Origin of the sequence: Sphingobacterium ginsenosidimutans (assembly GCF_039536865.1) — a bacterium.
Taxonomy (GTDB): Bacteria; Bacteroidota; Bacteroidia; order Sphingobacteriales; family Sphingobacteriaceae; genus Sphingobacterium; species Sphingobacterium detergens.
Map to the genome: position 1 here is coordinate 945,050 of NZ_BAAAZK010000002.1, position 14,637 is coordinate 959,686.

Genomic DNA, 14,637 nt, shown 5'->3' on the forward strand with positions numbered 1-14,637 from the left:
TTAGGCAAACATTTACGCTTAAAAAGAAAGGCCGATCCGAATATAAGGCAAAGTCGCCTCTTTGCTAAAACCCAGCACTCCTTGAATCGTAAGAAGCTCTCCCGGCATAAAATAAATTCCTCCACCATAGCCCATATGCCATGTATCTGAACTTTCCGCTGTCATCCAAACCCGCCCAACATCGTAAAAACCAATCGCTCCTACAGTTCCTGGAACGAGATAAGATGAATAACTGAACAGTTTCAATCGCATGTCAAAATTATTATATACAGCTGTTTTCCCTGTAAAGCGTCTTGAATTATATCCACGCAGACTCATCTCACCCCCGATCTGTGCGTGCTGATAAAAATATGGATCTCCCCAAACAGCATCTACCCCCGTCCTATTCGCAAATGTGATGTAGTCATTGGCAATTGTTTTATAAAAACTCATCGCATGATGTAGTTTTGTATATTTCCGTTTCTCGCCGCCGATTTCAGCATTCCACCCTACTCTGGTATAGATATGCATACCTGATTTTGGATTTGCAGCGTTATCACGTGTATCATAATCTATTCCTCCAGTAATTCCTGTAAAAAAATTGCTCCCATAAATAGGTTCAGAAGGAAACTTAGTATTAAACTCCTCAAAGTATTTTCCAATATTATTAGCCTCTTTACTGTTGTAATACTCAGAAGATGAACCATAAAATATTTTCAGTTTAGGATCTAGATACTTTTCCAGAAAAATGTCGCCACTTACAATATCAAATCTATTTCGATAGTAAGAAATACTCCTTGAATCCGATTTTTCAAACAAGGTGTTGTTTCCATAACCAAAAAAATTGCTCAGATTTCTAGGGCCAAGTGATGAAAGGTGAATAGAAAGATCCTGATCTGCAATCAGTTTCTTAAAGTGGCCTTTGTAATCAAACATAAATGATTCGCGTCCTGTTAAATAACTGGCCATAAATTGGTGCCGATAAGCATAGGGTTTCTTCCGAAACCCTTGATTTTCTACCAGGTATCCTAGTCCGAAAATCAGACCGCGGTCAACACCATAGTCCAGATTGACTACGACTCCTTTACGATCGTATACAAAACTATCGTACTCAAATTGGTGAATAGCAGTATCTGCGCTCAATTTTAGTCGCACATTTTTATCAACCTGAATGTTGGAAGCCTGTTGATTTTTAGAATCATAAATATAAACCTTACGTCCATTGTCAAATTTATCAGAAGTACGATATAGATCTTCACCTTTTCCACCTATTAAACGAAGTTTGATAGGAGATCGGCCCGATCCATGGATTTTATATTCATCCGAGCCTGAAATCCCATAGATTCTGATTTCCTCGGTTTGATTGGGTAAAAAAGTACGTTTTATAAGCTTTCGACCTTCAGTACCATCCTTTTTCTTATTGTGTATATTGACCGATACAGAACCGTCTTTATTGTAATCGATATCAACGAATTCAGATTTGGCAGATAAGGGCAAATCAACAACACGGGCAAGAAAACGGTAATAGGTTAACCCACTCTCCATGAGATCGTCCCTTCTGGATCGAATATTTGTTTCCAGCTCATTCGCGCTTAATTTTACAATAGTATCAGGCATAGTAAGCATAGCCTGATGAATCAGCGAATCGGTAAGTGTTTTCTGAACAAATTTTATTTCATCGATCCATTCGTCTTCTGTGAGATGGGTAAGAAAAAAGTGATCAAAATGACGCGCGTTAAAATTCCAATGGGCCACATTACGGATATGTGGGCTAAATGCTTGTAAGTGGGCTTTTAACCATTGATAGGAAAGTAAAGTCGGAAACAGACCCGAAGTTTTATAATAAACCTTATCCCGATCACGTGGTACAGGGGTATAAATCTTCTTGCCCTTCTCTTTTTCGGGATCCCATCGCCAATTATCTTGATGACGGTCCCAATCCCCTAACGTAAAATCGAGTAATCGTGACCGTAAAGTTAGTTTTTGATCAATCTGTGTATCATTATCTTCCAGTACCTTTCGGATAACTTTTGCACTATTATCTGTTTTTTGGTCTTCAAAGGGTGTACGTGCCTCAAACATATAAGGCCTATTTTTAAAGACCTCGCGATACTCGCCAAATCCAGGATCATCACCAACAAAAACGAGTTCTGGAGATGCATGTGGAATACCTAAAGCCTTATTAAATGGCGGAACGGTCAAAGCACCAAATGGATGATGTATCGATATTTGATCCTGAACGATATCTTTTGCAAATGTTTTTCGAAGACTTTCCGGAAGACTGCGTTCCGGGTATTTCTGTATAGACCTGAGCACCCATTCTCTGCCAGAAGAATCGGCCATCCGAAGTGATTGGGTCTGCATCCCCCCGCCCAGTTTTATGATATGAAGCCCCCCTTTTTCTGTTTGAAGATCCATAACACGCATTTTTACAGGCGTATTATATAATTTACGGTAGCTATCGCCCAACCAGAAACGATGAACCAAGCCCACTCGGTCATATTCAGGTGCAATAACAGATGTAATACTGTCAACTTGTTGGCCCTGCGAATTTAACGCACAACAGCAAGCGATTAAAGTAAGGATTCTTCTCATTTTATCTAAGTCGGTCTTCGGGAGAATCAACATTCAAATTAATAGCATATGCAGATTCTCTTTCCGCATTAAGCGAATAGATCAATAGTCACCTGTCATAAATAATCAAAGTACTAACTGTCTATCCAGGCTAAAGTTCATATTTTAAAGCATGGAATCAAAAACTTTCTGTCCCTTTTTTAGTTTAAACCTTATATTTTCATAAAATTGATAAGTTTCGATCCTCATCACATTGTGATATCACACGTAAATAACGTCAATCATTCGCTTTTGACCAGTGTGTAGCTTGTGGCACAAACAATCCTTATTCAGTTGGCTACCGCTTCAAAGAAGATAGATGGAAACCTGTTGATAAGTACATGCGTTAAATATTCATAAGATATTGTATTTTTATCTATAACTACAATCGTCTTTATGCGTATGTTTCCAAAGTTTTCCAGGGCAACTTGGCTCATTTTTTTTGTTTTAACAGTCATCATAACCATCCTATTTTCGAGATTTGACAGTCCCTCGGATGGTAACGATGTGCTTGGTTTCCCCTTTCCTTTTTATCGGTATCTGGGAGGAAAGCGTTACCCAGAACCACCGGACAGAACATATTTCAACGGCATATATCTTCTTCTGAACCTTATTATCTATTTTGGAATCTCTTATGCATTCACTTATTTTATAAAAAAGTTCAGAAATAAAAGAGCGAACACGAAGTAGACAATCTATTTGTGAAACCTGTTATTTTTAACACCTTAAATTTTAATTACAAGAATTGCTATCACCATGAAAAAAAACACGCAGATAACCAACCTAAGTATAGAATCCGCTGGTTTACCTAAAGATCCAAAACTGGTCATTGCTGAATATATATGGAACGGCTTTGACGCAAAAGCGACCGAAGTCGATATTGCAATTGATAGCAACGAACTCGGTTATATAAACAGTATTAGCATCAGCGATAATGGAGAGGGGATCGTTTTCGATACACTACCCTATTCATTTGGTAATTTTCTCGATTCAGTAAAGAAAAATAGTATCAAGCGAAGTTCCTATACAAGAGGAAAGAAAGGAAAAGGTAGATTTTCTTTTTCATTGTTTGCGACAAGAGCGATCTGGAATACCATTGTAAAAGAAGAAGGAGAGTTAAAAACATACCGCATCCAGATCGATAGGGACAGCAAAGAACAATATGACGTTAGCGAAAGTACCCTGGTAGAAAATCAACAGACAGGTACCCGAGTAAGATTGGAGGGCGTTTTCGGGCTAAATTCGTCCCATTTAGAATCCCAAGAATTTATAGATTTCATGGCGCAGGAATTTGGCTGGTTTCTTTACCTTAACCGCGATTTAGGCCATACCATAAGAATTAATGGAGCGCCGCTGAGATATGATCATCTGATTCAAGAAACGGATCTTCTATCTTGGACTTTATATAGTCCTGAAGGTGATTCCTCCTATACTTTTCAGGTCAATTACATTCGTTGGAACCAACAAATCGGAGACCGCTATTACTATTATTTGCGCAATAGCGAAAAAAGAGAAGTGGCAAAAGTACTCAGTAGCTTTAACAATAATGCAATAGATTTCCATCACTCGGTCTATGTAACATCCAACTTTTTTGACACTTTTGAACAGGAAGATATCAGCGTCTCTACAGACGTAAATCTCTTCACGGGCAAAGAAAAACAAGTTGTCTACCGAAATTTGCTTGCTGAATTGCGCGATTTTCTGGATCGTAAGCAGAAAAAATACGTTCGTGAAAACGCTGTTGCTGTCAAGCTCGCTGAATTGGAAAAGAAAGGATTTCTGCCCCATTATGACCAAACAGAAAAAGACAGGAAAAGAAAAGAAACATTGCTCGCATTGGTTCAGGAAATCTATATCATAGATCCGCGCATCTTCTTTGGAGTCAAAACCGACCTGATCCGTACCTATTTAGGTTTCCTGGATCTCCTACTACAAACAGAGAAAAGTGCAGAGATCCTACCCATACTCGAAAAGGCAATTCCATTGTCTGACAAAGAGAGAAGCCGAATAAAACAGATCCTAATACTTCCCGATAATCTCGATAAAGGAGCCATTTAAGCGCATTTGGGAGGTATTTTTATTTAATGACTTTTATATGTCATTAAATAAAATAAAAAGTTTGAATTTTGCTTAACACTGTTAAATCATTTATGCATTAAAGCATGGGTAGTAAAGAACGCATACAACGTATCAAAGATGAGAATAGAACTAATATTCTCGACGCCGCTCTTCAAATCGTGAAAGAAGAAGGATGGCAGGCATTGAGCATGCGTAAAATTGCGGATATCATTGAATATACTGCACCCATGATTTATGAGTATTTCGCAAATAAAGATGCAATTTTAAATGAACTCGCTAACCAGGGATATCTCTTACTTGCCAAAAAAGTCAGACAAGCCAAATCAACTCAAACCGACCTGGAGAAACAATTGGAAGCGATGTGGTTCAGTTATTGGGATTTTGCATTCGAGGAGCGCGAATTGTACCAACTCATGTTCGGCGTTGGAACAGCCTGCTGTGGATTTGAAAAGACTTATAAGTGTGCGGAATCTCATGGTAGAATGATCAGTGACGTGATTCGTGAGATCATGAAGGATAAAAATCCATCAGAAGATTTGATCTGTAGAAAATATTTTACATACTGGTCAATTATACATGGGCTAATATCAATCAACTTGGTTAACCAAGGTAATGGTGAAAATACCAACCAAGAGGTTCTAAAAGATGCGATCTACGGTATCACCCGCTCGCTTACTGACTAAATTTTTTTACACCAGAAAATACAACGTTAAAAAATCTAACACCGTTAAATACACCACAACTTCAATTTTTAATATCACATGAAAACAAATGTATCACCAAGTCTTAAGAAGATTTACATTCCTGCACTTAACAGTGTTAAACGAATTAATATCGTAAAGACCGCATATGTGCTTAGTGCAATCTTTTTATACAGCTGTTCAACAGGAACCAGCAAACCTATTGATCCTCCTCCTGTTAGCCTACCTGTTGTTGCTATCGAAAATGGTAATGAGACAATCTATCAGGAATATCCAGCAACAATAGAAGCTTCGGCAAATATCGAGATCAGACCTCAGGTTGAGGGGATTTTGGAACAGATCTTTGTCGATGAGGGTGCGAAAGTCAGTAAAGGACAGGCGCTTTTTAAAATTAATGACCGGCCATTCCAAGAGCAATTGAATCAGGCCAAAGCTAATTTATTAGCTGCAAAAGCTGCGTTGGAAAACGCCGAACTGGAAGTTGAGAAAAAAACAAAATTAGTCAATACCAAAGTATTGACTGACTTTCAGTTAAAGACAGCGATCAGTGCACGTAATGCTGCTAAAGCAAATGTTCAATTAGCAGTATCTGCTGTAGAAACGGCTAAAATCAATGTTGGTTATACGCTGATCCGTGCTTCGGCGGAGGGGTATATTGGAAGGCTACAACGAAAACAGGGAAGTTTAGTGGGGCCAGCTGATCCGCAACCTTTAACTGCACTGTCAAATGTCAGAGATCTTCACGTCTATTTCTCATTGGGAGAAAATGACTTTATCGCTTTCAAAAATAATACAGAAGGCAGTAATCTTCAACAAAAATTGAATAACCTCCCTCCCATCAGTTTGGTACTTTCCGATCAGACAATCTATGATCAAAAAGGAAAAATAGATATGGTGGATGGTCAGTTTGACAAAAACACAGGCGCAATTACCTTACGTGCGACATTCAGTAATCCTGAAGGGGTTTTACGTAATGGAAATACGGGCCGTGTCAGACTCCAAAAGAAATATGATCAGGCTTTATTGGTGCCACAACTTGCCACACTTGAAATGCAGGACAAGATCTTTGTGTATACTGTCGGAAAAGAAAATAAAGTTGTACAGCAGCCCATCACCGTCATCGGAAAAAGTGGCGCAAACTATCTCGTAAGCAAGGGAATCAGTGCCGGAGATCGCATTGTTTACAAGGGTATTGATTTACTTCAAGATGGCCAAAAAATAACACCACAACCTTTATCAAAAGACAGCATCAATTAATATTATAAACAACAGACTTATGCTTAAGAAATTTATAGAAAGGCCAGTACTTGCCACCGTCATTTCCATATTACTTGTGATATTGGGCGTGATCGGTATCCTAAAGCTGCCCTTACAGCAGTTCCCAGATATTGCCCCACCAGCAGTACAGGTAACAGCATTATATCCGGGCGCAAATGCCGAAACGGTACTTCGTGCTGTAGCCCCCTCTTTGGAGGAATCCATCAATGGTGTCGAAAACATGAGCTATATGAGCTCTACCGCAAGTAACGATGGATCATTGATGATTACAGTATATTTTAAGCTGGGTACTGATCCTGATCAGGCTGCTGTAAATGTGCAGAATCGCGTGGCACAGGCCACCAGCCAACTCCCTGCCGAGGTGGTTCAGGCGGGAATTACAACTGCCAAACAACAAAATAGCTTGATCATGGTATTGGATCTATATACGGAGGACGAAGGTAAATATGACCAAACTTTTATCACCAACTATGCACAGATCAATATTATTCCGGAACTTAAACGTATCCCTGGCGTAGGACAAGCATTGGCTTTCGGTGGTAGTAAAGATTATTCCATGCGCGTATGGCTTAATCCAAATCAAATGGCCGCCTACAAATTAACTCCGCAGGAGGTTATGGGGGCTATTCAAGATAAAAACGTCGAAGCTGCTCCAGGAAAATTTGGAGAAAGCAGCCGTGAAGCTTTTGAATTTGTCATCAAATATAAAGGTAAGCTTAACCAGCCAAGCGATTACGAAAATATCATTATCCGCTCAAATACCGATGGCTCCGTCTTAAAGCTTAAAGATGTGGCCCGCGTTGAATTGGGATCGTATACTTATGCTAGTCATACTCGTATTGATGGTAAAGCAGGGCTCAATATCGGGGTCATGCAATTAGCAGGATCCAATGCCAATGAAATCCAGATTGCTATTCAGGAATTTATGGAGAAAGCTTCCTTAAGCTTTCCAAAGGGTGTAAAATATCTTGTTTTATATAATACCAAAGACGCGCTTGATCAGTCTATTGATCAAGTTAAACATACCTTGATCGAAGCTTTTATTCTGGTCTTTTTAGTTGTTTTTCTATTCCTTCAGGATTTTAGATCAACACTGATACCGGCCATTGCTGTACCAGTGGCGATTGTGGGGACATTTTTCTTTATGCAGCTTTTTGGTTTCTCCATCAATCTATTAACATTATTTGCGCTTGTACTGGCAATCGGTATCGTTGTGGATGATGCCATCGTGGTGGTCGAGGCCGTGCATGCCAAAATGGAGCATAATAATCTCCCGCCCAAATTAGCAACGACCTCCGCCATGAGTGAGATCACGGGAGCCATTATCTCTATCACCCTTGTCATGTCCGCGGTCTTCCTCCCTATTGGTTTTATGGAAGGTTCGACGGGAGTTTTCTATCGACAATTTGCCTTTACACTGGCCATAGCAATTGTAATTTCAGCGATCAATGCCTTGACTTTAAGTCCAGCCCTCTGTGCATTATTTTTAAAACCTACGCACCATAACCAGGACGAGACTAAGAAACTTAATTTCAAAGAACGTTTCTTCACCGGATTCAACGTTGGTTTTGATCGCCTGACCAAAAACTATTTAGGCAGCTTACGTTTTCTGATCCGTTACAAATGGGTAGCTTTCGCGGGTTTAGGTATCACCTTGTTGTTGACAGTTTTTATGATCCGTCGTACCCCGACTGGATTTATCCCTTCCGAAGACCAAGGTTTTATAGCAGTATCATTATCTATGCCTGCGGGTGCCTCTTTGGATCGTACTTCGGGTGCATTGGCAGAAGCTGAAAAACAACTTCAACATGCTGACTTCACCAAGACGCTAAACGTTTTGGCTGGTTTTAATATTTTAACGCAATCAACCAGTCCATCGGCAGGTGTAGCATTTATTTTGCTGAAACCACATAAAGAACGTGGCGGTATCAAAGACATCAATGCTATTATGGCTGATGTAAACCAACGCTTAGCAAATATCAAAGGTGCCAACTTCTTCGTGTTTACCTTTCCGACAGTTCCTGGATTTAGTAACGTCGATGGGCTCGATATGGTTCTTCAAGATAGAACAGGTGGACAACTTAGTAAATTCAGTACAATAGGTCAAGGTTTTATTGGTGAACTCATGAAGCGTCCCGAAATTATGATGGCCTTCACAACCTTCAAAGCCGATTATCCGCAGTACGAACTACAAGTTGATGATATCAAAGCCGAACAACTTGGTGTAAGTACCAAGAGCATCTTACAGACTATGCAAGCCTACTTTGGTAGTGCACAAGCGTCAGATTTTAATCGATTCGGAAAGTACTATCGTGTAATGGTCCAAGCGGATGCAAAAGATCGTAGCGAACCAACTTCTATGGACGGAATCTTTGTTAAAAACAGATTGGGCGACATGGTACCTATCAATACATTGGTTAAACTGGAGCGTGTCTATGGCCCCGAAACGGCTTCACGTTACAATCTATTCAATTCGATCGGAATAAATGCAATCCCAAAACCTGGCTATAGCTCAGGGGATGCAATCCGTGCCGTGGAAGAAGTAGCCAAACAGCATTTGCCAACTGGATTTACCTATGAATTTTCGGGTATGACGAAAGAAGAAATTGTCTCTGGAGGTCAATCTACGCTTATTTTTATCCTCTGTTTGATCTTCGTTTACTTCCTTCTGGCGGCACAATATGAGAGTTACATTATCCCATTAGCCGTTATACTCTCTATTCCAACAGGTATATTTGGTGTCTTTGCAGCAATTAGCCTCACCGATACTGCCAATAATATTTACGTTCAGGTGGCTTTAGTCATGTTGATCGGATTACTGGCGAAGAACGCTATTTTAATTGTTGAATTTGCCATTCAAGGTCGAAAACAGGGACTTTCGATACCAAGCGCTGCGCTTAAAGCTGCACGTTTACGTCTGAGACCTATTATCATGACATCTTTGGCTTTCATTGTAGGTATGATTCCTATGATGACTGCAGTGGGTCCCTCGGCACAAGGTAATCACTCGATCAGTATTGCAGCGGCAGGCGGAATGCTTAGTGGGGTTGTATTAGGGCTTTTTATCATTCCGATCCTCTTCATCGTATTCCAGTTTATACAAGAGAAAGTAAGCGGTACGCCAAAAGAAAAACAACTGGAGAATGAGCATATTTCTTTGGAAATCCCAGTGCATACAAATAATTAGTAAACAATGACAACATCGAAATATATGAATAGAAAAGTAAAGCTACTGACGGTTTTCATCTTATCTTTTGTCGCGTGGTCTTGTAAAACAGATAAACTGGTTAGCAATAAACATCTTGCACCAAATCTGCCTGAGCAATACCGTGATCAGGGAAAAGCAACACAAGAAAACAATATCGGTTCTATTCCATGGCGTGATTTCTTTAAAGATCCTGTTTTACAAAGCTTGATCGACAGTGCAATCCAGCATAATCTGGATATGCAATTGGCACTGAAAAATATAGAGTCGTCTCAACTGAGCTTGAAACAAGCAAAAGCGGGCTATCTGCCCACAGCACAGTTGCAGGTTAGAGGAAATAGTACCAATCCTTCCAATAATAGCATGAACGGATTGAGCTTGAATCAATTTCTAAAACAGCATCACGTCGAAGACTATACAGCATCCATTGGTTTATCCTGGGAGGCTGATCTATGGGGGAAAATCAAGAATCAAAATGCGGCGGCGTTGGCTTCTTACCTGCAAACTGAAGAAGCAAAAAAAGTGATACAAACCCAATTGATTGCCCAAGTGGCGCAAGGTTATTATCAACTTTTGATGCTTTATCAATTACGGGATATCGCACAGCAAAATTTACAGTTGAGCGATACCACGCTCCGTATTGTCAAGCAACAATATGAAGTTGGTGATATTACATTGCTTGCTTTGGAACAAGTCGATGCGCAACGTCTATCCGCTGCTGCGCTTATCCCTGATTTCGAACAACAGATCCATCTTCAGGAGAATGCGATCCAAATTCTCAGTGGTAAACTCCCAGCGGAAATCAAAACACCGGAACAATTGGTCAACGTTCGTTTTCCTGAAGATCTGGCGACAGGAGTACCGGCAGATTTATTAAGCCATCGCCCTGATGTGAAACAGGCAGAGCTTGCTGTCACTGCTTCTCAGGCCTATCAAAAAGCTGCTAAAGCAAGAATGTATCCTTCGCTGGTCATTAGTGCTGAAGCAGGTGTCAATGCATTTAAAGCAAGTAATTGGTTTAATCTGCCTGCATCTTTATTTGGTGCAATCACAGGTAGTATTACACAACCTATTTTTCAGCGTAGAGAGCTGAAAACGCAATATGAGCTTGCCCGTATAGAACAAGAGAAGAATGTTATGATTTTCAAGCAAAAAGTCATTTCGGCTGCCGGAGAAGTTTCCGATGCCCTGATTTCAATCCAAAAATTGAAGGAAAAACAACAGATTACTTTGGATAGAACGACTCGTTTAAAAGAGGCTACAAAACATGCCAACCTTCTCTTTGAAACTGGTATGGCAACTTATCTGGAGGTAATCACCGCACAAAGCAATATATTGCAAAGTGAACTTGAGTTGGCTCAAGTGAAGAAAGCGGAACTTTCGGCTGTCGTAGATCTGTATCGCTCCTTAGGTGGTGGATGGAGTAATAACTAATCTAAAAAATTTGCAATTTTTCTAATTTTATATCACATATCTGGGAGACAGGGGACCGCGAGGGTCTCCTGTCTTATTTTATAGCAACAACCTTAAACAATGATCACTCCCCCCTCATTGCACTTCTCCTACTCTTACTCTTACTAAGCCCCCTTTAAGCATCAAAACAATAAAGTAGGGGCCCTTTTTAGAAGATCGTGCCTGTCATTAAAGTCATCGTTATAAATCCTTCAAACCTTGGAATAAAAGGAACAAATGCAACAGTTATAATGTAATTACTTTTGTGAAACAATAAATTTAATGATTATGAAAGATTTAAAAAAGATTGCATGGGTATGTTATATTACCATTTGTACATTACTGATCGCGAGCTGCAGTAAGGATGATGAAGTTACACCAGAGCCTCAGCTTACACCGAGCGAAGTATTGGCTAGTACCGCTTGGGAAACAACAAGCGCCAAAAATAACAAAGGTGAAAATGTGGTATTGACAGATGCCAATGTCTCAAATTTTGTAGGTTTTGCCTATTTCAAATCCGATGGTACCTTTACCATGTTCAATCTTGATGACTCTCCCAAAATGCGTGGAGACTGGTCTGTTCCAGCAGATGGTAAAACACGGACTATCGTTGCTAAAAATGCAGCAGGAGAAACACTTTTCACACGTGTAGTTGATATAACGGTATTAACAAAAAAGGAATTTACCTACCGGATCTATCCAAACAACGACAATAAAACCGTTTATTTCGATATTATCCATACACCAACTACACACAAAGAACCGAAATAATCAATAGGGAATATTTGATTATACAGGGGCATAATACCTCTTAAACCATAAGGATTGACAAAATGAAACTTTGTCAATCCTTATTTTTTTCAGTGAAACGCCCAACACTTTTTTTAGATTATTTCAATATCAATCGAGAAAATCGTTAAAATCTTCAATAGCGTGGTAACCGAAAACTCACATATCGAGATTATAGACAATGTCCACATACATTTTCATTTACAGAGGAAATAATCCGGCCACAATTTAAATGAAATAGCGCTGCCATAAAATATATTAATTTTGATGGCAGTCAGTTTAAGAAAATAATGGATGAAATACCTTTATTTTAATTGTAAAACAGAAGAGAATTCCTTATATTATATACTAAGGACAGGGATCAGAAGATTGAAGCAATATACGGCTGGGGTATACCAAAGTGATATTTCAGCTTGCTCTTTGTACGTTTCAGAATAAATTTGTGATCCAATCCTTAAACGAATTGCGAAATTTGTAGTGATTTAATAGCTATATACAAGTAAAACGAATGCAGGATAAGACTATCTATAAAAATGAGAAAAATCTAATCAGTACAAACAAGAAAAGGTTATTATTTACCCTACTCTCTTTTTTTCTCATCTATCTTGTTGCCTATATTATAGATCCATTTTCTAGTTGCTGGAATGGCTATTTTCAACGAAATATGTTTGAAATATTAGGAGAATGGACCTTTACCATTATTTACAGTTTCCTTATTTCAGAGTTCAGTATTATTGTCCATAATAAATTGGATCGTATCTTAACATGGAAAGACAATCCAACAGAAAGGCTTCTGATTGAAACCGTCATTAACCTCATCGTGGTTCTTCTTATCAATTTATTACTAGTTTACATTATTTCCCGTTATTATTATGAGCTACAAAACCTCACCATTGCAACATCCTTAGAAGAAAAAAGAGGCGCCATACAAAATATCTCCATCAGTGTTATGATCGCTTTAATGATTATGGGGATTAACATTGGTATCCATCTGATCAACAACTGGAAGAATGAATCTATACGTGCCGCCAAACTGGGGCAAGTTATTCTCGAAACAGAACTTCAATCACTGAAGCTACAGATTGACCCGCATTTCGTTTTCAACAATTTGAGCGTATTATCCGAAATAATTTTAGAGGATCAGCAACTTGGTTATGAATATGCCGAAAATTTCTCCAAAATATACCGTTACCTATTGGTGAATTCAAAAAAAGATGTTATTTCTCTTGAAGAGGAACTCAATTTCTTAGATTCCTATATTTTCTTAATAAAAAATAGATTTGGAGAAGGAGTTCATTTTGAAATAAATGTAGATCCTGCAAAATCCAATTATCAACTACCGCCACTCACCTTACAGCTTTTGGTCGAAAATGCACTAAAGCACAATCAAACCAATAAAAAACGTTCGTTAAAAATTAAGGTATACACCAATGCACATAACCAGTTAGTTGTCGAAAATATTTTGATACCAATAGAAAATGTATCAGAGTCATCGGGAATAGGTATTTCGAATATCATTAAAAGATATGATCTATTGTCAAATCTGCAACCAGAGATCTTGAACAATGGAAAGACATTCAAAGTTAATCTACCACTTATAGAACAAAACTCATGAGTATAACCAACGTATTGATTATTGAAGATGAAAAATTGAATGCTGATCGTCTAAAACGACTATTGAAGGAAATAAAGCCATCAATACAGATACTCGATGTCTTGGATAATATTGCCGACAGCATCACTTGGTTTCAAAGTAATAAGTCTCCGGATTTGGTCATGATGGATATCCGTCTTTCTGATGGTCTAAGTTTCGAGATCCTGGAAAGCATTAAAATTGACTGCCCCATTATCTTTACGACAGCCTTTGATGAATATGCCGTCAGAGCCTTTAAATTCAACAGTATAGACTATCTCCTAAAACCTGTAGAAAAAAAAGAATTAGAAAACGCATTGGTCAAATTAGACAGTCTTCAACTTCAACAGATGAGTCAGGATCCGATCCAAGGCCTATTGGATTTTATCTATCCCAAAGATTTCAGAACCCGGTTTCTCCTGCCCTACAAAGACGGTTATAAAACAATACTGGTGGAAGACATTCAATATTTTTACTCAGAGTTTAAATTAACACATGCCAAGCTGAAATGTGGTACCGTCGAAATTGTACCGCAAACCTTAGAAGAACTGGAGCAACAATTAAATCCCAAAGTTTTTTTCCGTGCCAATCGACAATTTATAGTGCATATAGATGCAATAAAGAGATTACATAATCATTTTAATGGCAAACTTAAAATCGAAATCAAACATAGCGAAGATGTCGAAATCCTTGTCAGTCGGGAAAAAGCCCAGCTCCTAAAAAACTGGTTGGACTATTAGTATACAGTAGTTCTTATCTCGAAATTTTTGGGTACAATCAACGAAGTGCCGTCAGGTGTTTAGGTAGCGTCTTTCTAAGGAAAACGACAAAAAAGACCTGTTTTGATTAAATAATATCAAAATTCAGCGCATTATAGCTACGTTTCAGTAAGCAATTGTTACGTCTCG

The 14,637-nt window shown here is 38.8% G+C and carries 9 protein-coding genes; 8 read left to right on the top strand and 1 reads right to left on the bottom strand.

Features of this window, described 5'->3' with window-relative positions:
* Positions 1–18: 18 nt before the first annotated feature.
* Entirely contained in the window at positions 19–2,574 is a 2,556-nt protein-coding gene (locus tag ABFX33_RS03820; protein ID WP_346084379.1) for a BamA/TamA family outer membrane protein, read from the bottom strand.
* A gap of 774 nt (positions 2,575–3,348) precedes the next feature.
* On the opposite strand from ABFX33_RS03820, the gene ABFX33_RS03825 reads away from it, so the two are divergent.
* The 8 genes from ABFX33_RS03825 to ABFX33_RS03860 all read left to right on the top strand — a co-directional run bounded on the left by ABFX33_RS03825 (position 3,349) and on the right by ABFX33_RS03860 (position 14,469).
* A complete protein-coding gene (locus tag ABFX33_RS03825) occupies positions 3,349–4,650 on the top strand; it encodes an ATP-binding protein (RefSeq protein ID WP_346084381.1) in 1,302 nt (433 codons plus the stop codon).
* Between the two features lie 104 nt (positions 4,651–4,754).
* Positions 4,755–5,354, top strand: coding sequence for a TetR/AcrR family transcriptional regulator (locus ABFX33_RS03830; RefSeq protein ID WP_120258266.1), 600 nt, complete (start codon positions 4,755–4,757; stop codon positions 5,352–5,354).
* Positions 5,355–5,432: 78 nt separating this feature from the next.
* Positions 5,433–6,629, top strand: coding sequence for an efflux RND transporter periplasmic adaptor subunit (locus ABFX33_RS03835; protein ID WP_120258267.1), 1,197 nt, complete (start codon positions 5,433–5,435; stop codon positions 6,627–6,629).
* A gap of 19 nt (positions 6,630–6,648) precedes the next feature.
* On the top strand, positions 6,649–9,837 hold the full coding sequence (locus ABFX33_RS03840) for an efflux RND transporter permease subunit (protein ID WP_346084384.1): 3,189 nt from the start codon (positions 6,649–6,651) through the stop codon (positions 9,835–9,837).
* Between the two features lie 24 nt (positions 9,838–9,861).
* A complete protein-coding gene (locus ABFX33_RS03845; RefSeq protein ID WP_346084385.1) occupies positions 9,862–11,289 on the top strand; it encodes a TolC family protein in 1,428 nt (475 codons plus the stop codon).
* Positions 11,290–11,595: 306 nt separating this feature from the next.
* On the top strand, positions 11,596–12,078 hold the full coding sequence (locus ABFX33_RS03850; RefSeq protein WP_346084387.1) for a DUF4822 domain-containing protein: 483 nt from the start codon (positions 11,596–11,598) through the stop codon (positions 12,076–12,078).
* 526 nt (positions 12,079–12,604) lie between these two features.
* Positions 12,605–13,711, top strand: coding sequence for a sensor histidine kinase (locus tag ABFX33_RS03855; protein ID WP_120258270.1), 1,107 nt, complete (start codon positions 12,605–12,607; stop codon positions 13,709–13,711).
* Positions 13,708–14,469, top strand: a complete 762-nt coding sequence (locus ABFX33_RS03860) for a LytR/AlgR family response regulator transcription factor (protein WP_346084388.1) — start codon at positions 13,708–13,710, stop codon at positions 14,467–14,469. Before ABFX33_RS03855 ends, ABFX33_RS03860 begins: the two co-directional genes overlap by 4 nt.
* Positions 14,470–14,637: the final 168 nt, after the last annotated feature.